The organism is Pseudomonas sp. JZ134, assembly GCF_051027695.1.
GTDB classification, from domain to species: Bacteria; Pseudomonadota; Gammaproteobacteria; order Pseudomonadales; family Pseudomonadaceae; genus Chryseomonas; species Chryseomonas luteola.
Genome location: NZ_CP069252.1, coordinates 39386 through 59617 on the forward strand (window position 1 = coordinate 39386; position 20232 = coordinate 59617).

A 20232-nucleotide genomic window follows, 5' to 3' on the forward strand; every position below is an offset into this window, starting at 1 on the left:
ACCTGCTGACACCTGAATTCAAGGAACGAATAATGTCGGATCTACCTGCCGAACATCTGGAAAACCATACCCTGGACAAGGCGGTTACCGAAGGTGGCGCCTATGAAGTGCTGGACAGGCGTCTCAAGGAGCATGGTCGGCAGCTTGATCTGAAAACACAGCAGCTTAACGCCGGACGCCTTGATGCATTTGGCGACAGCCGCATGGAGGTTGTTGGTCGGGTGCGGATACGCACGGAAAACAACTGTATTGCACGTGATATCGTGCAGGTAGGGGGCTGCCTGCTGTTTGGCTACAACGTGTTTCTGGGTCTGAAAAAGGAAACTGAAGTAGCCGATGTCTTTTCCCTGTACAGGCTTGCGGAACGAGAGACCGGTTATGAGGCTGAGCCAGTTGAACTGGCTCAAAGCTTTCTGGCTGAGCCAGGCTTTACGCGCGATTTCAATGAACTATATGCCTATTACAAGGGTGCTCGCCTGCTGCAGCTGGTCCTTCGTGACAACAAGCTGCTGGCCAGCTTTCAGATTGGCGCCCGTATCAGCGACATAAGGGTTTTTCGCTGGGCAATATCCCCTGACGGCTCGAAAGTCAGTTACCTGGATAATCGTGGCGAGCGTGATATTGCGTTGCCGGCGCCCTTTGATTTTGAGTGGACAAAAACGACTCGGGAAATGAGGGTGAATGGACGTCATCCCCACGTCAATATTCTGGATACAGTGTTTATCGAAACGATTGGTGGCGACCTTACCATCAAGGTTGAAAACAACACTAACGATGGTCAGGGCATCTATCGGGAGCCGGTTACCGATGCCAGCCAGTCCCTTGATGATGCACAGATCGAGTTTGCCAGGCTCGGTAGCCTTGTTCTGCTTAAGGTGCTTCCCTACAGGGAAGAGCAGTGGCGCTACCTCGTATTTAATGGTTTGACCAAAACCGTTGAGCGTATCGATGCGATAGGGCAGGCCTGCATACAGCTTCCGGAAGACCATGGGATTATCTTTCCAGGTGGCTACTACCTGCAAAACGGGGAGCACAGAACGTTTGATCAGCCCATGGCCGGAATGCGCTTCAAGCACGCGTTCCGATCGCCTAATGGGGAAGATGTGCAGTATGTCTTTTACCATCCGGAAGAGGGACGTTCAGCGCTTTTTACCTACAACCTGATTACCCGTCAGCTGCAAAAGCCCCTGTTTGGTCATGGATATGCTCGGCTTGATGACGGTCGAATGGTCCTCTTTGCAGCCGAAGGCGATGAGCCTACCCGAATCCATCCCATGCAGATCTGGCAGACCCCCTTTGCCAGCGAGGAATACGCCTCCCAGCAGAAGCCAACCAACTCCTTTTACGGGCGCATTGGTAATCCTGAGCTGGTCCGAGGAATCTCTGATCTGTTGAACTTGGTCAGGGAAATCAGCGCACCCGCCAGGTCAGCGCAGCGCTACAGCCAGTTGTGCCATGCGATAAGACGGCTATTTGATGCCTATCACTGGCTGGATGACAAGCATACCTCAGGGCTTGCTGAGCTCTTGCGGGAAGTAAGCGAGACTGCAGAGCAGGTTCTTGACGAATACCAGAAGGTTGAAAGCATACAGCTTCAGTCAAGGCAGGCAATGGCCGAGGCGCAAACCAGGCTTAAACGGCTGCAGGAAAGCTTGCACCCTGACAGCTGGGAACAGATACAGGACTACGTCGACGCGCTTAACAATATTACCCGGCAGCGCGGTCAGTTGCTGACCATCCGTGACTACCGCTACGTTGACACCAGTCTTGTAGACGTCATGGAGCAGGAACTACTGGCTGCCCATGAGCGGATCGCCGTACTGACCGCCAGCTTTCTCTCAACAGGCGCAGCCCTTGCCCCTTTCCAGGCTCGCCTGGAGGCGATGGACGCCCAGGCAAGGCAGGCAGAGTCCGTGATCCAGTTGACCGGGCCACTGGAGGACATGAATGGTCTGGCGGCTGACCTGGATATGTTGTCCCATCTCATGGCCTCGCTCAAAATCGATGATGCTACCCAGCGTACACAGGTCATCGAGTCGGTATCAGAAGTCTACGCCAGGCTTAACCAGGCCAGGGCTCGGCTAGAACAGCAGCGCAAGCAGATGGGAAACGCCGAAACGGTGGCCCAATTTGGCGCGCAGTTCAGCCTGTTTGGACAGGCCATCACCAATGCGCTGGCCCTGGCAAGCGACCCGGAACGCTGTGACGAAGAGATGTCACGCCTGCTGCTTCAGCTTGAAGAGCTGGAAAGTCAGTTTGGTGAGCAAGAGGCTTTTCTTGCAGACATACTAAGCAAGCGTGAAGAGCTAATCGAGACCTTTGAGTCGCATCGACAGATGCTGGAGGATGAGCGCCAGCGCAAGGCGCAAACCATTCAGGATGCAGCCAGTCGCATCCTGCTCAGCCTGCAGCGACGCACCTCGCGGTTTGAGAGCATTGACGAGCTTAACGCCTTTTTTGCCTCAGACCCCCTGATCATCAAGCTGCGCGACATGGCCGAACGGTTGCGCCAGATCAAGGACAGTATCAAGGCCGATGATATAGAGGCCCGTTTGAAGGCCGCCCGCGATCAGGCTGTACGCGTGTTGCGCGACCGGAACGAGCTGTTTGTGGAGGACGGGCAGGTCATCAAGCTTGGCCCGCGTCATCGCTTCAGCGTAAACACTCAGGAACTTGACCTTACGCTTATGCCACGTGGGGAGGCGTTATATCTCCATCTCACCGGTACCGAGTTCATGGAGCCCCTGAGCGACCCCTCCCTTGAAGCGCTAAAACTCTTCTGGCAGGTATCGCTGGAATCGGAATCGGCCGAGCTCTACAGGGGAGAGTATCTGGCAGGTCTTTTTTTGCAGGCAGCGGCAAAGGGTACGGATTCACTAACCATGGAAACGCTGTATGGATCGTGCAGTTCCTTGGAGGAGATGACTCGGCTGGTTCGTGAATTTGCCTCGCCTCGCTACAGGGAGGGCTATCAGCGAGGGATACACGACCAGGATGCCGCCAAAATCCTGATTGAAGTCCTATCCTTACGTGAACAGGCGGGGCTTTTGGCTTTCTCTCCGTTGTCACGTGCTATTGCTGTCCTGTTCTGGAGTACGCATAAAGGCTCTGAAAGAGTACGCTACTGGTCTGAGCGGGCCAGAGCCGCGCTTGAGCTGCGTACTGTCTTTCACAGTGAGGAAGGCGTTCTGCGCCTCCAGACTGAAGTTGCCGAAGTACTTCGGCGCTTTGTCCAGACCTGTTGCCTGCCTGCTGACGAAACAGCAACCGTCAGGGCTGCAACGTACCTGGTTGAGGAACTGGGAAGTGGCAGTAGCAACGCCTTTTGCTTTAGCCGTTATGCCCGGTTACTGGTTGATGCGCTAAAAACCAGATTGGTTGCGGGCGAAGCCTGGGACCGCTACTGCCAGACACTTGATAATCTAGCGGAGGAGCCTTCTCAAGCCTGGTCATTTAGCCATACATGGTTCGACGCGCTCTGTTGTCACCACCGCGAACTTCAAGAGCTCGCTGCGTACATTCCGGAGGCCGTTGCACTGTCACTGTGGAGGGCAGGGGAACCCTGCTTTACCGAGGTCGACCTCACCTTTGAGGTAAACGGTCTGCTCGGAGACCATCCTCGTATCGAGGATGGCAGGCTTTCTCTTGTTCTGGCGGACTACCTGGAGCGTGTGGAGCGGCATCAACAGACGTTTATTCCGCAGTTCAGGCATTATCAGAACCTGCGTCAGCAGATCATACAGCGCGAACGTACTGCACTTTGCCTGTCTGAGTTCAAGCCTCGGCCGTTAAGCTCGTTTGTACGCAACAGGCTTATCAACGAAGTCTATCTCGCCATTATTGGCGACAATCTGGCAAAACAGATGGGAACGGTAGGGCAGGACAAGCGGACTGACCTGATGGGGCTGTTGATGCTTATCTCTCCGCCAGGCTACGGCAAGACAACCCTGATGGAATACGTTGCCAGCCGGTTGGGTCTTGTTTTCATGAAGGTCAATGGACCTGCCCTGGGCCACTCGGTCCGTTCTCTGGACCCGACCACAGCGCCAGATGCCACATCCGCCAGAGAACTGGAAAAGCTCAACCTGGCGCTGGAGATGGGCAACAACGTGATGCTTTACGTTGATGATATTCAGCATACCCATCCGGAGTTTTTGCAAAAGTTCATCTCGCTCTGCGATGGTACCCGCCGTATCGAGGGCGTCTGGCGAGGACGCACTCGCACCTACGACCTGCGCGCAAAGAAGTTTTGCGTGGTGATGTCGGGTAATCCCTACACCGAGTCGGGTGAGGTCTTTCGTATTCCGGACATGCTTGCCAACCGCGCAGACATCTACAACCTTGGTGATACGCTTAGTGGCATGGATGAAGCCTTTGCCCTTAGCTACATCGAAAATGCGCTGACGTCCAATCCTGTGCTGGCACCTCTGGCCACTCGAGAGATGAGCGATGTCTATGCCCTTGTGGCGAGGGCCGAGGGCAAGCCTGCCTCTGAAGGTGATTTATCCTTTGCCTACAGTGCAGCAGAGACAGGCGAGATAGTCGGCACGCTTAAGCGACTGGTCCAGATCAGGAATGTCGTTCTAAAGGTCAATGAACAGTACATTGCTAGCGCTGCGCAGGCAGATCGTTACCGGACCGAGCCGGTGTTCAAGCTTCAGGGCAGCTACCGGAACATGAACAAGATGGCAGAAAAGGTTTCGGCGGTTATGAATGACCAGGAGCTTCAGGCCCTGATCACTGACCACTATCAGGGCGAGGCGCAACTGCTGACCACCGGGGCAGAAGAAAACCTGCTCAAGCTCGCAGAATTGCGCGGCCTGCTGGATCCGGTACAGGAGCAGCGCTGGGAACAGATCAAGCAGGAGTTCATACGGAACAGGGCGCTGGGAAATGGAGAGGACATTGGCGGGCGCGTTGTCATGCAACTGGCTGCACTGGTTGAGGGCGTACAAGGATTGGGTCGTGCCCTGGCAACACCTCCAACGGCAGGATCAGCGACAGATGATCTGCTGAGTCAGCTGGGCTCCTCGTTGGAGCGCGTCCTGGCTACGCCAAGAGTCCAGGTGGTCAACCAACCGGTTCCCGGAATAGATCAGCTGCTCAGGACGCTTGCTGACACACTGGAGCAGAGCTTTCTGCCACTGGTACGCAATATGGACAGAAAGCTTGATATCGACCTGGCCAATCTTAAGCGGCTTGAGCAAATTGCTCAGGATATCAGAGCGATCAGCTCCTAGTTCAAAGCAGATCCTGACCCTGGATAAGGCAACTTAATGATCAGGAGGAGGCCTGGTGCTCCACCTGATCATCACTAAAGGATAAGCCGCGCTACGACTTTTGGAGAAGATGCAGTATCAGCATTTGCATGAGAGCTTGAGCTGACTCAGGCGAATCGGCACGCAGCTGGTTTATCTTGCGATGCAATTGGGTGATCTCCTCCACACAGCAGTGAAAGTTATCAGGAATCATCGCAATTGCCTGCTCATAACATCCCTGGTCAACTGCATGCCTTACCAGCATTGGAAAAGGAAATTCGATCTCCACGGGTAACTCCTCCTGGAGACGGAGTGCTCGCTCGAAACTGTTCAAAGAGATCCAGCACATCACCAGGGTCATGATGTCGCATTCCTTATATTCGTAACTGACCGCCTCATCCAGAAAGAGGCTTATGGCCTGTTCAAGCCTCTCGAAGGCTTCAACTACCTGTCCGGCCTGATACAGAAGCGTTGCCTGCGTGCAAAGGCTGTTTGCTGGCTTGTACATGCTGGCGCACACGCAGCTCAATGCCTTTGACGAGTACGGCTATCGCTTACCAGCGCGTGTCGACCAGGCTCGTCTGGCCGAAGCCAGAAAAGGCCTTGATCGCTATCTGCAGGCCTATCCTGATGGGCTTTACGCCGCATCGGCCAGAGGACTGGTCAGGCGCGCCACTTGGCTTGAGGATGACCTCTCGCACCTGGCCAACGACTACTCTGTCCAGTTCAGTCTGGCACCAGGGCAGCGCAGCCAGCCGCTTGAAAGGATGCTCGATAAAGTCGAATTGGAGCCAGCGCGGGTGTAATGCTGGAGCCGCTCCTAGCGCTTCATGCCAATGCAGCCAGCCCTGCGCGACCTGCGAGATGATTTCCAGCGAACGCTTGGGCAGCTGGATCTCTACCTCAAGTCAGGAAGGCAAGGGCATTCTGGTAAGAGGAAAGGCGATCCTCGAGAGCTCCTGGCCGTATACGATAATTCCCTCTGGCCCGACAATCTAGGTCGAACAGGAATTCGATGGCCTGATTCCAGCACTCAAGGTTCGCAAGATCGATGTGATCCTATCTTCACTGTCCGTTACCGATGAGCGCAAGCGCTCGGTAGACTTTACTAACCGGTACTATCGCATCCCGGCGCGGCTAGTCATGAAAAGTGATGCCTCCTACAGCGGCCCGGAAAGCCTCAAGGGAAAGCGTATTGGTGTGCAGCGAGCCACTAATTTTGACCGCTATGTGACCGCCAACTTTGAGCCGGCCGGCGCAACCATAGTACGTTATGCCTCACAAAGCGAAGCCTTTCTGGATCTCGTATCCGGCCGCCTGGATGCCACGATGGCAAGCTCGGTCACGCTTGATGAGAGCTTTCTCAAGACTGAGCAGGGCAAAGGCTTTGCCTTTGTTGGACCAACGTTTACACAAGAGCAATACTTCGGCACAGGTGTAGCAATTGCCGTACGCAAGGGTGATGACCGGCATCTGGACATGCTTAACAATGCCATTGCCGCATTAAGGGCAGATGGCCGTTACGATGCTATCCAGAAGAAATACTTTGATTTCAATATTTACGGCGATTGACGCCTGTTCAATACGGCAAGTATGTGGTCGTACCGGACTGCTCCTTGAGCAGTCCGGTACGATAGATAGAACCCGTACTTATGAGCTTCCATCATGACTGTGCCCAGCGGCTAATCCAGAGACACACGGGCGGAAACGGTCATACGCGAGAGGCTGTCTATTTTGTCCGTATTCAGCGGAAAAGCAGCGACTGATGGGCTGCACTCCCGGTACGGGCGCCGTCGCCCACAGCAATTGCGACATTACCAGCAGCTATTGCCGTATCACCACATGCAAACACACCGGGTACGCTGGTTTCGCGCATTAAATCCACTTTGATGAACTCGCCAGTAGGGCCGCTTTCGAGGGCGCAGCCAAGTTGTGCTACTAGAGGATTCGCTAGATGAGTACGCGGTTGGGTAAACAAACCTGCAAACGTGATCACCCGACCGCTCGCCAGGGTCACTTCAACTTGTTCCCCCTTGCCGCCAATCGATACTACTGGCTCTCGCTCCAGTACCACCCGGCGTTCTTCCAGCTTGGCCAGCTGCTCAGCATCCGGTTCGAATACTTCATTAAGAATGAGCGTCGTTTGGCCCCAATCTGGCAGCATCAAGGCATGGTGGATCGCAAGGGGCGAGGCAGCCAATACCCCAATTGCTCCGCCGTTCAGCTCATAGCCGTGGCAATAAGGGCAGTGGAATACACTCTGTCCCCAACGCTGCGCGAGTCCGGAGATATTGGGCAATTCATCAGTCACGCCGGTAGCCAAGATCAGGCGCAGGGCGTTAAAGGTCTCGCCATCGGCTGTCGTCACCTTGAATCTCTCTCCCTCGCGCGTCGCTTTGATAGCTGTTTTCTTATGCCACTGTACGGACGGGTAGGCCAGGAGCTGCTCGCGTGCTTGTCTGGCAATTACGTCAGGGCTGCGGCCGTCTTGACCGAGAAAGCCGTGGGACGTCTTGGCGAATCTATTGCGACGCTGGCCTGCATCAATCACTAGTACTGTACGTCGGGCTCTAGCCAGTTGCATACCAGCAGACATACCAGCATAGCTGCCACCAACAATGATTACATCGTGAGTCACGGAGCCACCTCTGTAGGATCAAACCCAATGGATATTCTTGAAACAACGTAAGTTACATGAATGGGAAGTGTCAATGCTCTCGTAACAATTAATGTTTCGAGCGATACTGCAGGGCCTGTCTGGGAGCTTTGATTCATGAGAAACGACACTCGCTTGTCACGTATGCTGCATGTACTGATCCATATGGCTCGTCACGATCTACCCGCAACCTCCGACAGCCTCGCGCAGATGCTGGGTACCAATCCGGTGGTGGTTCGTAGAACGATGGCGCTGCTCAAGGAGCAGGGTTATGTCCGATCAGAGAAGGGGCATCGTGGCGGATGGTCGCTGGCAAAACCGCTCGGCGAAATAACGCTCCTTGATATCCATCTGGCTTTGGGAGCGTCCTCAATCTTCGCTATTGGTTTGTCCACGGATCATCCCGAGTGCCTGGTTGAGCAAGCGGTGAACACTGTGCTGACGGATGCATTTGATGCTGCACAGGCTCTGCTGAATGAACGCTTGAGAAGTGTCACGCTTGAGCAGTTGGCTGAAGATTTCGAACGGCGCTATGAGCGGCTTGAGTCGGCCAGGTTAATGCAATGTATAGAGTCACGTAGCTGATACTGAACGCAGCTGTCGGCTAAAAGCTGAACTCCTTTCTATGGCGAGTTGCTATCCCCGTCACGAATGGATATGGCCTTGATGCCAGAGGCATCCTCTGCCAAGAGAAAAAATGTCAAATTAACACTGGCGTAGAAGACTCTATGTGTCAGATAGGATCTGGATAGATTTCCGACATGATCACTACCATCCGTACTGCCATACCAGATGATGCGCCGTTACTGCCTTGCATTGAGAGATCCGCTGCACAAGCGTTTGTTTCGATTCCAGAGTTGAAGTGGCTTGCCGATTCCTCGACTTTGTCGGTCGAGCGTCATCTCCAACTGATCAAACTATCGACGTGTTGGGTAGCGGCCGATGCCGATAATTGTCTTCAAGGGTTTCTCAGCGCGGAGCAAAAAGGTGCTGATCTACACATCCATGAACTTTCAGTTCTGCAGTCGTGCCAAGGTAAAGGCCTGGGACGGCTTCTGATCCAGGCAGCAATGGATTACGTTCGTGAAAATAGTCTTCGAGCGGTCACACTTACAACGTTCAAGAGTGTGCCATGGAATGCACCTTTCTATTGCCGTCTTGGATTTAAGGTCATGGAAAATCTACCGCCAGATTCGCGTTTGGCGCTCCTGCTCAGTTCAGAGTATGAGCATGGCTTTCCCTTGGACAGCCGATGCGCCATGGCATGGAGAGCTGCCTGATGCAGACAGGCCGGCGGTGAGCGTAAACAGAGTTAGCGCATGATTTCCAGTAGCCTAGGGCATCTTTAGTTCAGGTAGCAGCAAGGGGCTTCATTACCGAGGAAAAGCGTATGGAAATCTTAACGCTAACCGACCCGGTAACGCCTTAAACCGTAGGCCTGACATGGCTGCTCGGACATGATTTCAGTCCAGCCGTGCAGGCGCTTCGAACGTGCCTGCATCATTCATTTTGAGCGAGCCAGCCTCGATTGACGTAACAGCTGGCATCATGTCAACCAGTGGCACTCAATGCAGCAGAGAATGCTTCAGGCGTAGGATTTTCAGGCCACGTTGCAATACCTTTGGGCAGGATCAGCCAGGGTTGTTTGTGCTTGGTCCAGATGTGCGCCATGGGATTTAGCGAGGAGCGGTTTTCGAGCGTGCCTGCCCGCAATATCCACATTCCGGGCGCGGCGGAAGTTGTGTTGTAGATACGGGTGTGGCAGACCGCGCAGAGGTAATGATGCGCATGTCGTTCCTCTTCCTGGTAGGCATACTCAATAGTGGGGCCCTTCAAGATAAAGGCATTACCCGGCAGCAAGGCATGCAGCGCAAAACTGCTGCCGCTCCATGTCTGACAGTACTGACAATGACAGGCGTAGACCACCGGCTCAGAGTCGATCACCGAGCAATAGGATACGGCGCCGCAACGACATCCACCGGCAAGCTTCATAAATCATCATCTCGTGTTCGCGCAACGGGGCGCTTGGTGTGGGTTTGATTTAGGTCAAGCATGCGCGATTATCCTCCTAATGGAAATTGATCAAACTTGCCCAACTGCTCATAGGAAATGTATGAACGCGCCACAGTTACAGTGGGAAACCCAACGGGTCTTTCTGGCCGTGCTTCGAACCGGTAGCCTTTCCGCAGCTGCCCGAGCGTTGGGCATTGCCCAGGCTACTGCAAGACGGCGTATCGATGCGTTAGAGCACACTGTAGGGACAAGTCTGTTTATCCGTTCTCCGGCTGGACTGCTGCCTACTGAAACCGCCAGAGAGTTGATAGGCCACGCTGAGTCCATGGCGTTGGCTGCGGAGGCATTTGTTCGTGCTGCGTCTGCCGAAGCCCATGTGCCTGGAGGAACGGTCCGGGTCACCAGCAGTGAGTTGCTTGGTGTGGAGGTGCTTCCCTCGCTGCTAGGAGAGATTCGGATCGCTCAGCCTCAACTGTCACTTGAGCTCAGCCTGTCGAACCGCATGGAGGATTTAACGCTGCAGGAGGCCGATGTGGCGGTGCGTATTCGCCGGCCTACTGAGGCCGCCATAGTTGCTCGCCATGTGGGTGATCTGTATGTAGGCCTCTATGCCACCGCAGAACTGCTAGCTAACAATGGTGTTCCTCGTGGCATGGCGGAATTGAGCAGGTACCCTTTGATCGGACCGGACAGGAACCTGACGGAGCTTACATTCCTGGAGCAACAGGGGTTTCTCTGTACGCCGGAGCACACCGTTATTCGAACCGATAATCATCTGGCCCAGTTTGCAGCACTAAAGGCTGGATTGGGCGTAGGTATATGCTCCAGTCAGCTGGCGCGACGTTATGGGCTGGTGCGCGTGCTACCAGAGCAGGTCGATTTTCGTGTGGATATCTGGCTGGCTATGCACTACGACCTACGCCGAGTGCTACGGGTTGCGCTGGTATTCGACGCACTGTCTCAATCGCTGTCACGCTTTTTGGCAGATGTCTGATTGGATATTAGCGCTGCATGGGAAGCACCTGATATGCCTTGATTGTGTCTGAAACCATCAGTTTGCGTAGCCTGGCGGTTTGCAACCGTATGCATGGATTGGGCTCATTTATTCCGCTGTGCATAAGTTGAGTAAGTTTCGTTAGCGTACCCGTAAAGAATGCATAACGAGGCAAGACACAGCCTAATTGCTGTGTTTAATAGATGTCCGTGTCTGTCACATGGACCCATCACGATGCACTCACTGCTCGAAACGCCAACGCAAGCGTTGGAGGAAGACTGTCTAGGCTCTGCCTCTGCAAAACCTGGTATCGCCAGAGTAATGTCCTTTCCCCCCAGGCGCTCATTGTGGTAGAGCACAAGCAGGACTGGGAAAGTTATCTTCCCAGCGATCGCCTGATCAGCGTTTACGAATATCTAGAGGCGTCAGAGAAATACATTTCGAACCCGCATTTGCAGATCATCAATCTGTGCCGAAGCTACCGCTACCTTGAAAATGGCTATTACTGTTCGCTGCTGGGGAGGCATCCGGTAATACGTAATGCCCCGACATCCGTGCCTCAGCTGCTTTATCAGATGTTAGAGCCATCGGCGAGGCCTTTCCTGTCGCTGCAGTATGAAATTGAGCCTGCCGTAGCAGTTGCCGATGTCACATCCAGATATACAACCTGTTTTCTCTGTTCGACCAATCTATTGCGCTCAGGCAGGCAACGCCATAGCTGTAACCAGAGCGTAATGACGAAGCCTCAACAGGCTGCCACCTTGCCGATTCGGCCAATGCAGGTGCCTGTCTCATGCTGCTTAAAAAGCATTTGCAAATAAAGATTGAATAATCACATAAAATGTTATTTAAATAACAAAAAGCAAATGCCCCGGTGAGTTCGTCGGGACGTGTGAGGTCATAAGAACAATGAGTAAAATCGCAGTCATTGGCAGCAACATGGTCGACCTGATTACTTATGTCGACCGAATGCCCGAGCAGGGTGAAACACTCGAGGCACCGCGTTTTGCCATGGGGTGTGGAGGCAAGGGCGCCAATCAGGCCGCCGCCGCTGCATTGCTTGGCGCTGATGTATTAATGGTCAGTAAGGTGGGTGATGATGCATTCGCTGACACCACATTGGCCAACTTCAAGCGTCTGGGGATAGACACCCGGTTTGTTGAGCGTGTGCCGGGTGTTTCAAGCGGTGTGGCACCCATTTTTGTTCAAGAGAACTCGCATAACAGCATCCTGATCGTCAAAGGGGCCAATGCGCATCTGGAGGCAGCTGATATTGATCGCGCCGAGTCGATGTTGCGTGACTGTGCCTTGATCGTATTGCAGCTGGAAATCAATCTACCAAGCGTGTACCACACCATCAGCTTCGCCCATCGACATGCCATTCCGGTACTGCTTAACCCAGCCCCGGCTGTTGCAGGACTAAGTCGTGAACACCTAAGCCAGCTGAGCTTTCTGGTTCCCAATGAAAGCGAGCTGGCGCTGCTTAGTGGACAACCCGTGGATTCGCCCCAGGCTGCTGCTCAAGCCGCGCGCAGTCTGGTCGCCGAGGGCGTGCGTCACGTCATTGTCACCCTGGGCGAACAGGGTGCCCTGTATGTAGGTGAAGAGGGTGAGTGGAGGGTTGATGGACACAGGGTGCAGGCACGCGACACCAGCGGCGCAGGCGATGCCTTTATTGGCTGCTTTGCCTACCACTGGAGCCAGGATGGCAACATTCGTAAGGCAATGGAGCAGGCCGTGGCCTACTCGGCCTGTTCAGTGACAGGCCTGGGTACTCAGTCTTCCTATCCTGATGCTGCGACATTTACGCGGTTTGTCGCCGCTCTCGGGGCTTGATTCTAACGATTTCCCTACGACTACCTGTGCATTTTGCGGAGAACAATAATGAGCAAGCCTGCACTGCAACAAACCCCGGATGGATTCTATCTGAATCGCACTCCCTGGTTTGCCTTTCTGCTGTTGTGCTGCATTTTCGCCCTGTGGGCTGCAGCTGCGAGCATGAACGACGTACTGATTGCACATTTCAAGAAAGCGTTTTTACTCAGTGACTTTCAGACTGCCTTCGTCCAATCAGCATTTTACCTTGGCTACTTTTTTGTTGCCATTCCGGCGGCGCTGGTAGTACGGCGCTTTAGCTACAAGACTACCATCCTGATAGGCCTTATGCTTTACATGCTGGGCTGCACACTGTTTTTTCCCGCGGCCTCTACCGCCAAGTACGGCATGTTTCTGATAGCGCTGTTTGTTATCGCGGCTGGCCTGTCGTTTCTGGAAACCGCGTGCAATACCTATTCAACGCTAATGGGACCCCGCGAGTCCGGCACACGGCGACTCAATATCTCGCAAACCTTTCACCCCTTTGGTGCAATGGCAGGGGTATATGTCGGCAGCTTTGTCATGTTCAAGGAGACTGACGCAACACACGAGCAGCTGATTCAGATGAGTGCCGCTGAGGCAGCGGTGCAACAGCTGCAAATGATCCAGTCGACTCTGTTGCCGTACAAGTGGATGATTGCGGTCCTGGCCCTGATGTTTATTTTAATTGCTGTTACCCGGTTTCCTGCCTGCAAGGGGAATGGCCAGGCAAATGCAGCAAAAGCCAGCATTACCCAAAGCCTTGGTCGACTACGCCGCAACCCACGCTTCTGTTTTGGGGTATTGGCACAGTTCCTATACGTAGGCGCCCAGGTAGGTGTATGGAGTTTTACCATTCGCCTCGCCATGCAGATGGGCGGCATGAATGAGCGCAGCGCCTCCTGGTTTCTGTTGATTACCTTCGCTGCCTATTTCGTTGGAAAGATGATTGCCAACCTTTTGATGCGCAAGATGCATCCGGCTACGGTGCTGGCCTTGTATGGCGCTTTAAGTATCGCGTTACTGGCCTATACCGTTCTGGTGCCGAATATTACGGCCGTGTATGCCGCTGTAGGGGTTAGTGTATTTCTTGGCCCCTGCTGGCCGACCATCTACGGCCTCACCATTGATGGCCTTGGCGAGGACACCAGCGTTGGCGGCTCGCTGTTGGTAATGAGCATTGTAGGCGGCGGTGTGCTACCGATCTTTCAGGGCCTGCTAAGCGATGCCAATGGTGGAAACATGCAGATTGCCTATAGCGTACCGCTGCTGTGCTTTGTCGTAATCGTGGCCTACGCCTTGTATTGCCTGCGTAGGCCACGTGTTCAGGTCAGTGGTGCTACGGTGGTGACACCATGAGTGATCAACAAATGCACTTGCCTCTGTATCCTCAGCTCTGGGGAGAGGCTTCTCGGCCACTCCTCAAGTCAAACAAATTCAATGTACATGCCTGGACTTATCCTAGTGGGATCAAGGCACTCTCGCTTGAGAACAGTCGTGGTCGATTAGTGGTCCTGCCGTGGCAGGGGCAAATGATCTGGACAGCCGAGTTCGACGGCCAGACGCTGACCATGCACAACATGTTTCATCAGCCGCGACCGAGTGCAAGTGTGATCGGCACCTATGGTTGCTTCATGTTCCACAGTGGTTTGCTGCGCAATGGATGCCCAGCCCCCGAGGACGATCACTCGCTGCATGGCGAGATGCCCTGCGCGCCAATGGACAGCGCCTGGCTTGAGGCCGGTGAGGACGAGCAGGGCGCCTACCTGCGTCTGGCAGGTGATTACGAATACGTGCAAGGCTTTGGTGATCATTACCGGGCCAGTCCCCGTGTAACCCTGCGTCCAGATAGCGGCCTGTTCGAGATCGGCATGCATGTACAAAACCTGGCGGGCAAGCCAATGGACCTGATGTACATGGCCCATATGAATTACGCCTATGTCAAAGGTGGGCGCCTGGTTGAGCCGTTCGGCTGTGGCCGCACTCGGGTAAGGGCAAGCGTACCGGCCCATGTACGCCCAACGCCTGCCTGGACCGCCTACATGGCTGAGCTGACTGCTGACCCCTCACGTCTGCAGGTGCTCGACTCTCCAGCGTTATACGATCCGGAAGTGGTCTGCTTTTTTGATGATGTACCCAGCGACGAACACGGTCACGCCCACTTTTTTCTTGAGCATCCTGACGGTGCAGCGTTTTATACTGCTTACAACCCACAGCAGTTCAACCATGCTGCGCGCTGGATCCTGCATAATCCTGACCAACAGGTGGCCGCGTTTGTCCTGCCAGCCACCTGTGAGCCCGAGGGTTATAAAGCCGAATTGGCTAAAGGCAACGTGCGCCGCCTCGAACCAAAAGCTCATGCAGAGTTCAGGCTCAAGACCGGTTATTTGAGTCCAGCTGAGCGGCGTGTGTTTCAACCTTGAGTGACCTAGATCACCAACTGCGCGCCTCCAGCCTCAATTGCCTCTCGGTAGGCGCGCGGAATCTTCTTGTCACTCACGACGTAATGGAAGTCGCTAAGCGCGCCAAAATGGGCGGTGCGAACTGCATCGAATTTGGAGTGGTCAGCCAGCAGCAGGCGTTGCTGGGCTTGATTTATCACCTTTTGCTTGACCTCCACCTCATGAAAATTAAAACAGGTCACACCAAAATCCAGGCTTACACCGGCTGCTGATACAAAGGCCCAACTCAGACGGACCCCGTCCAGGATGCTGGCTTCCGCATGGCTTTCAAAGACTTGGTTTTTACGGTGGAAGGTGCCGCCACACAGGATGATATTGCATTGCGGCTTTTGCTGGAGCTTAAGCAGCACATTCAAGGAGTTGCACACGGCTGTGAATTCAAGATTGTCAGGAAGAAAATCGACGACGAAGGGGATGGTTGTACCGCAGTCAAAGAATACGGTATCCCCAGGTTGGATAAAGCTGGCAGCGAGCTTACCGATACGACGCTTCTCTTCGACATGGCGCGTGTCTTGTTCGCTGACTCGGTAATCGCCTGGTTCCAGATCGTCTCGAGCGCGGGTGATGTAGCCACCGAGCAGACGGAGCTGGTCGGGGTGCCTGGTCAGGTCTCGGCGCAGGGTCATCTCGGAGACTTCAAGGAGAGAAGCCATCTCACGAAGATGGATTGCCTTCTGGTTTTGCAGGGCTTGCTGGATGAGCTTGATTCGATCTGTCTTTTTAGCGTCCACAGGCGTTCCGGAAACTCGTTAATGGTGTTATAAACATAACACTAATTGTTAATTTAATAACGTAAGGCTAAGGCCTGCGTCTCTTTACTTAAGGACAGGAACTGGCAGATGACCCCCCTCGCTCCCGCTGCACTGGCTAAACTCATCGACCATACGTTACTGGCGGCAGATGCCACTCGCGCTCAGATTGACACACTTTGCGCTGAAGCCCGGGCACATGGATTCTATTCGGTCTGCATCAACTCTGCGCATGTTCCTTATGCTGTCGAGCAACTGGCCGGTAATGACGTAAAGGTCTGCGCCGTTATTGGGTTTCCGCTCGGAGCCTCGCTGAGCGCCAGCAAGGCTTACGAGGCTGCACAGGCCATTACCGCAGGTGCGGGGGAAATCGACATGGTACTTAACATCGGCTGGCTTAAGGACGGTCTGTACGATGCTGTACATGACGATATTGCTGCTGTGCTAAAGGCCTGCGGCAAGGTGCCTCTGAAGGTCATCCTGGAGACCTGTCTACTCGACGAAGCGCAAAAAATACGGGCCTGCGAGATCTGCCGTGACCTGGGCGTAGCCTTTGTTAAAACTTCCACAGGTTTTAGTCGTAGCGGAGCCACTGTCGAGGATGTGAGGCTGATGCAAAAGACAGTAGGACCTGACATGGGAGTAAAGGCGTCAGGCGGCGTGCGGGATGCTGCTACTGCCATGGCAATGGTTGAAGCAGGTGCGACACGACTGGGTACCAGCTCCGGCGTTGCAATTGTGACAGGGGCCGAGGGAACTAGCGGATATTAACGTTGCGCTTCAACTTGCAGGGCCCTTTCTTGACTATCAGGATTGATCAGACGGATACGGTTTGAAGCGCTTGAATGAGTGGCAGATCAAGAGTCTGGGGCTTTAGGCACTTGGCGTGGGGCCCAGTTACTCAGGTGATTACGGGTACGGGATCTACGCCCAGGTGCACATGATTTCATTGATTTTGCGCGAGATACCCGTACTTCAAGTGCGGGGAAGCTGTCAGTGTGAAAAGCTTCCAAGCTTATCTTTCTACTGATCTGCGTATTTACAGGACGATTGAAAACTTTATACAGGGCGCGGATTACCTGACAGAAACGGTCCTGAAGAGGATGGGTTGTACATCCAACTTACCAGCTTGCCGCCATTGATGATGAGCGTCGTCTGATATAGCCTGCTGCCATTATGATGATGGCGTTTATCTGCTTAGCAGTCACAGAAAATCCAAGCGTGAAGGGCGCAAAGCAGGTGCTCATCTAGCAGATGAGGGATCAATGGCCTTCCGAGTACATAAAGGGTTTGGCTGGTCACAAGAGCAAAAACTTAATTAAGCTAACCTGCACGCTTACTCTAGTACCCAGGCTTCCTCTAGAGGAGAGAAGATAAAAGCATCTGCAGTATTATGAGGCTAAGCAAACCAGCTGTTTTCGTATAATCACTTTTTGGAGCAATGGTGCTTTGGAAACACCCTATAATTAGTCATCCAAAACTACCGAAGCGTGGTTTTTTCAGGTTACACGATGTTTTTCGCGGCAAATCATTCAATGGTATGTCTGTAAAAGCACGGTCTATTGGCTAATCTAATCGTAACCAGTGCTTTAGCCAGATTAGTCAAGGTTGATCAAGGACACGAACCATGCAGGTTTCATCCTTTCCTCGTGTTGTACTTGTTACCGGAGCCACCGGAAACCTAGGGCGAAAACTGATTGAAGGATTGGCTTGCGAGTCAGCATGTGAGCGAATCATCGGGGTCGATTTGAATACGACAACCGCCTCTTTCTCCTGTTTGGCACAGGAGCGGCTCACCCTAGTTCAGGCAGACCTAACCACGGATGGTAACTGGAAAGCATTCCTCGAAGGCGTCGAGGCTGTGGTGCATTTCGCTGCTGCGAGTCCGCTGCCTGATTCCAGTTGGGAAGAAGCGCTAAGCTCCTGCGATATGACCCTAAGCCTATTACGGGCTGCGCAGAAAAGCGGTGTACGAAGATTTGTATTTGCCTCCTCCAATCACACTATGGGTGCCTACAAAGATGATCTCCTGGGCAAGGGCCAGCTAACATCGACTCTGCCGCCGAAACCGGGCACGCGCTGGTTCAACGGAAGCAAAGAGGTGCATTCGCTTGCCTATGGAACGTCAAAGGTGATGGGCGAGAGGCTGTGTAGTGCAATCGCCGAGGCGTCGGCTGGCGAGATAAGCTGCGTAAGCGTTAGAATCGGCTGGGTACTGCCGGATGAAAACGATCCCCGGCAAATCACCCATTCAGGCGCTCCGTCCAGTACGGCTTCCAGTCTAGAGTTGAGCGATGACGAAAAGCGGGCCTTGCACTGGTTTAGGGATATGTGGCTGTCAAACGATGACTTTGTAAGTCTTTTCATAGCCGCGCTGAGGGCCGATCAACAGCAGTGGCCGACCCCTGCAGTAGTCGTCAATGGTGTATCAAAAAACAAGAATACGGTGTGGGATCTGACGTCTGCCAAAGAATTAATAGGCTATGAACCGCAGGATGATATACATAAGTATCTATAAGTTCTTCACTCATCTCCAGATAACTTTGGTAGGGTGGTCTTTCTTATAACAGCCGTTACGTAGAACCTTGATCATATCCGCTGCACGGAGCTACTCGCGGTCCACGCGCAGTATCTTGCCGTCCCGCTTGACGATGTGCCCGCCAATCATAACCGTATCAACCTTGCTGCGTTCGGTCGTATTCCAGCATGCCGACCGTGTTGCCTGACGGGCAAGGGTTATGTCCTGCGCATTGATAAGGATCATGTCGGCCTGTTTTCCGGGGACCAAGCTGCCGATCTTGTCCTATAATCTGGCCCAGGCGGCGCCGACGCCAAGCGCTTCGATGAGAGCTCCGAATCATTTAGCCTAGGCCAGCAGCCACTCACTGATCCGGCAACAGCCGATCAGTCTTACTCGCATGCCGCGTCGGCACGTCTTTGAAATAGGCATACGGATCGTGTCCACTAATGCGTACTGCCGGATCAAGCTTATGACCGCCGCTGCTTGTTTACCGCTACGTAGGACCAGGCAAATAACCTGTTGGAGCGTCCAAGAGCCCATGGCCGGACCTGGGCTCTAAACCGTTTAGGGTAAGCGGTTCCTTGGCGCATGGCGATCCTGATGATAGAGCGATGTCCGCGTATTTTTTTGGAAAACATTCCCCACCACAGGATTCTGGTAGGTGACGTGGCCGCACGGTTACCGTTGGTTGTTGCGCTGTTAGGAATGGATGATACGGGTTAGCTCAGGTAGACCATAAAAGCACAACGCAAGCAGCCAGCTTGAAAGTGTAATAAGCCCTAACATACCTAGTGCGCTTGTCACCTTTTGCTGCCACGCTAGATCCTGACGTCCACATCTTAGGAGGCCCATCAGCGCACTGCCCCCATTAAAACCAGCAAATGGCAGCAGGTTGAAGGCAGACAGTTTTACGAGGACAAGCGCAACTACTGTTGATGGGGAGTGTACGGCAGCAAAGCTCGAGAAATCATTGAGAGCAGCCTGGGCCGTTGAGAACGGCGCAAGTGCCCCCTCTATGATCTGAGAAAACCCTGACAAAAAGCTCGTCCACCCGGCAGTTCCCAGAATAGGCAGCGCAACCAAGAGCACGGCAAATGGGCCCGTCAAAGGAAGAAGCACCTGCTTCCAAACAGGTTGGTGATCAAAGGCGTCGAGCATTTCTTCAGGCGGCAGAACTTCAAGCCTTGAATCCTTGACTATCAGCGTTCCGAAAAAGGGGAATGCCTTGATCCGGACCTTGCCATAACTAAGGAGACACGGACCAATACCATAATTTACTTCGCGGATCGTTACTCCCAGCATCCTTGCGCCAGCAGCCAAGGATGATATGTGCACAAAGAGAAAGATCATCGTTGCAACAAGCATCTGAACGAGCGTGGGCATCTACATTAACCCCACTGCAATTAGACGTACCGTCGCTTTAAAATATGCTGTACGAGCGTGATATATAACGTTCCTTGTCATCCTTGTATCTTCCTGTATGGGAGTATTTATGAGCGCTGAGGATCACTAGCGACTAGGCATCTTGCCTGCGCCAGTCTATTAGCTTTAGGCGTATAACTTTAGCGTAGTGCCAACGATCTAGCAGAGACAGTCGTCAAGTTATGGCCAGAATCAGGAAGATAGGTCCAGTCGCGGAAATGCTGGCTTAACGCTCAGGCTCTGTCCGTCGGGGTATGAGCGCAATGACTCAAAGGGTGGTCGTTTTGGGTTGCCCTCTAACTT

General features: G+C 53.6%; 16 protein-coding genes and 3 pseudogenes. 12 read left to right on the plus strand and 7 right to left on the minus strand.

What is annotated here, in order from left to right; translation table 11 throughout:
• The first annotated feature begins 32 nt into the window (after positions 1-32).
• A complete protein-coding gene (locus tag JQR86_RS23250) occupies positions 33-5240 on the plus strand; it encodes a DNA repair ATPase (protein ID WP_434155634.1) in 5208 nt (1735 codons plus the stop codon).
• A 91-nt stretch (positions 5241-5331) separates the two neighbouring features.
• On the opposite strand, the gene JQR86_RS23255 is transcribed toward JQR86_RS23250, so the two are convergent.
• Entirely contained in the window at positions 5332-5766 is a 435-nt protein-coding gene (locus JQR86_RS23255) for a hypothetical protein (RefSeq protein ID WP_434155635.1), read from the minus strand.
• Here JQR86_RS23255 and JQR86_RS23260 point away from each other — a divergent pair.
• Entirely contained in the window at positions 5765-6064 is a 300-nt protein-coding gene (locus JQR86_RS23260; protein ID WP_434155637.1) for a hypothetical protein, read from the plus strand. The genes JQR86_RS23255 and JQR86_RS23260 overlap by 2 nt on opposite strands.
• Positions 6065-6257: 193 nt before the next feature.
• Positions 6258-6830, plus strand: a pseudogene (locus JQR86_RS23265) (transporter substrate-binding domain-containing protein); the annotation flags it as partial.
• Positions 6831-7002: 172 nt separating this feature from the next.
• On the opposite strand, the gene JQR86_RS23270 reads toward JQR86_RS23265, so the two are convergent.
• Complete coding sequence (locus JQR86_RS23270; protein WP_434155638.1) at positions 7003-7896, minus strand: NAD(P)/FAD-dependent oxidoreductase; 894 nt, start codon at positions 7894-7896, stop codon at positions 7003-7005.
• Between the two features lie 135 nt (positions 7897-8031).
• Between JQR86_RS23270 and JQR86_RS23275 the strand changes: the two genes are divergently transcribed.
• Complete coding sequence (locus JQR86_RS23275; protein ID WP_434155639.1) at positions 8032-8499, plus strand: Rrf2 family transcriptional regulator; 468 nt, start codon at positions 8032-8034, stop codon at positions 8497-8499.
• Positions 8500-8675: 176 nt separating this feature from the next.
• Positions 8676-9194: a GNAT family N-acetyltransferase gene (locus JQR86_RS23280; protein ID WP_434155641.1), complete on the plus strand. Its 519-nt coding sequence runs from the start codon at positions 8676-8678 to the stop codon at positions 9192-9194.
• 271 nt (positions 9195-9465) lie between these two features.
• Here JQR86_RS23280 and JQR86_RS23285 read toward each other — a convergent pair whose 3' ends face one another.
• Positions 9466-9906: a GFA family protein gene (locus JQR86_RS23285; protein ID WP_434136799.1), complete on the minus strand. Its 441-nt coding sequence runs from the start codon at positions 9904-9906 to the stop codon at positions 9466-9468.
• Positions 9907-10027: 121 nt separating this feature from the next.
• Between JQR86_RS23285 and JQR86_RS23290 the strand changes: the two genes are divergently transcribed.
• From JQR86_RS23290 to JQR86_RS23310, 5 genes are all read left to right on the plus strand, one after another.
• Positions 10028-10921 (plus strand): LysR family transcriptional regulator, encoded by an 894-nt coding sequence (locus tag JQR86_RS23290; RefSeq protein ID WP_434155642.1) that lies wholly within the window; start codon positions 10028-10030, stop codon positions 10919-10921.
• A 203-nt stretch (positions 10922-11124) separates the two neighbouring features.
• Positions 11125-11742, plus strand: coding sequence for a RimK-like ATPgrasp N-terminal domain-containing protein (locus tag JQR86_RS23295; RefSeq protein WP_434155643.1), 618 nt, complete (start codon positions 11125-11127; stop codon positions 11740-11742).
• 88 nt (positions 11743-11830) lie between these two features.
• A complete protein-coding gene (gene rbsK / locus JQR86_RS23300) occupies positions 11831-12757 on the plus strand; it encodes a ribokinase (RefSeq protein ID WP_434155644.1) in 927 nt (308 codons plus the stop codon).
• Positions 12758-12805: 48 nt separating this feature from the next.
• Positions 12806-14134 (plus strand): L-fucose:H+ symporter permease, encoded by a 1329-nt coding sequence (gene fucP / locus JQR86_RS23305; RefSeq protein WP_434155646.1) that lies wholly within the window; start codon positions 12806-12808, stop codon positions 14132-14134.
• Positions 14131-15198 carry an aldose 1-epimerase family protein gene (locus JQR86_RS23310; RefSeq protein WP_434155647.1) on the plus strand — a complete coding sequence of 356 codons (1068 nt, stop codon included), beginning with the start codon at positions 14131-14133 and terminating at the stop codon, positions 15196-15198. Before fucP ends, JQR86_RS23310 begins: the two co-directional genes overlap by 4 nt.
• A 5-nt stretch (positions 15199-15203) precedes the next feature.
• Here the strand turns inward: JQR86_RS23310 and deoR are convergent, their stop codons facing one another.
• Positions 15204-15968, minus strand: a complete 765-nt coding sequence (gene deoR / locus JQR86_RS23315; RefSeq protein ID WP_434136805.1) for a DNA-binding transcriptional repressor DeoR — start codon at positions 15966-15968, stop codon at positions 15204-15206.
• Between the two features lie 108 nt (positions 15969-16076).
• On the opposite strand from deoR, the gene deoC reads away from it, so the two are divergent.
• Both deoC and JQR86_RS23325 read left to right on the plus strand, forming a co-directional pair.
• Positions 16077-16757, plus strand: coding sequence for a deoxyribose-phosphate aldolase (gene deoC, locus JQR86_RS23320; RefSeq protein ID WP_434155649.1), 681 nt, complete (start codon positions 16077-16079; stop codon positions 16755-16757).
• Between the two features lie 856 nt (positions 16758-17613).
• Entirely contained in the window at positions 17614-18504 is an 891-nt protein-coding gene (locus JQR86_RS23325; protein WP_434155651.1) for an NAD-dependent epimerase/dehydratase family protein, read from the plus strand.
• Positions 18505-18597: 93 nt separating this feature from the next.
• Here JQR86_RS23325 and JQR86_RS23330 read toward each other — a convergent pair.
• The 3 genes and pseudogenes from JQR86_RS23330 to JQR86_RS23340 all read right to left on the minus strand — a co-directional run.
• Positions 18598-18789 (minus strand): annotated as a pseudogene (locus JQR86_RS23330) (amidohydrolase family protein); the annotation flags it as partial.
• Between the two features lie 79 nt (positions 18790-18868).
• Positions 18869-19058: pseudogene (locus JQR86_RS23335) on the minus strand (IS66 family transposase); the annotation flags it as partial.
• 148 nt (positions 19059-19206) lie between these two features.
• Complete coding sequence (locus JQR86_RS23340; protein WP_434155652.1) at positions 19207-19890, minus strand: site-2 protease family protein; 684 nt, start codon at positions 19888-19890, stop codon at positions 19207-19209.
• Positions 19891-20232: the final 342 nt, after the last annotated feature.

What these genes read in the sequence shown, in the direction of transcription:
- JQR86_RS23250 (WP_434155634.1), top strand. Translation starts at nt 33, where the DNA reads ATGTCGGATCTACCTGCCGAACATCTGGAAAACCATACCCTGGACAAG.
- JQR86_RS23260 (WP_434155637.1), top strand. Translation starts at nt 5,765, where the DNA reads ATGCTGGCGCACACGCAGCTCAATGCCTTTGACGAGTACGGCTATCGC.
- JQR86_RS23255 (WP_434155635.1), bottom strand. Translation starts at nt 5,766, where the DNA reads ATGTACAAGCCAGCAAACAGCCTTTGCACGCAGGCAACGCTTCTGTAT.
- JQR86_RS23275 (WP_434155639.1), top strand. Translation starts at nt 8,032, where the DNA reads ATGAGAAACGACACTCGCTTGTCACGTATGCTGCATGTACTGATCCAT.
- JQR86_RS23280 (WP_434155641.1), top strand. Translation starts at nt 8,676, where the DNA reads ATGATCACTACCATCCGTACTGCCATACCAGATGATGCGCCGTTACTG.
- JQR86_RS23285 (WP_434136799.1), bottom strand. Translation starts at nt 9,906, where the DNA reads ATGAAGCTTGCCGGTGGATGTCGTTGCGGCGCCGTATCCTATTGCTCG.
- JQR86_RS23290 (WP_434155642.1), top strand. Translation starts at nt 10,028, where the DNA reads ATGAACGCGCCACAGTTACAGTGGGAAACCCAACGGGTCTTTCTGGCC.
- JQR86_RS23295 (WP_434155643.1), top strand. Translation starts at nt 11,125, where the DNA reads ATGTCCGTGTCTGTCACATGGACCCATCACGATGCACTCACTGCTCGA.
- rbsK (WP_434155644.1), top strand. Translation starts at nt 11,831, where the DNA reads ATGAGTAAAATCGCAGTCATTGGCAGCAACATGGTCGACCTGATTACT.
- fucP (WP_434155646.1), top strand. Translation starts at nt 12,806, where the DNA reads ATGAGCAAGCCTGCACTGCAACAAACCCCGGATGGATTCTATCTGAAT.
- JQR86_RS23310 (WP_434155647.1), top strand. Translation starts at nt 14,131, where the DNA reads ATGAGTGATCAACAAATGCACTTGCCTCTGTATCCTCAGCTCTGGGGA.
- deoC (WP_434155649.1), top strand. Translation starts at nt 16,077, where the DNA reads ATGACCCCCCTCGCTCCCGCTGCACTGGCTAAACTCATCGACCATACG.
- JQR86_RS23325 (WP_434155651.1), top strand. Translation starts at nt 17,614, where the DNA reads ATGCAGGTTTCATCCTTTCCTCGTGTTGTACTTGTTACCGGAGCCACC.
- JQR86_RS23340 (WP_434155652.1), bottom strand. Translation starts at nt 19,890, where the DNA reads ATGCCCACGCTCGTTCAGATGCTTGTTGCAACGATGATCTTTCTCTTT.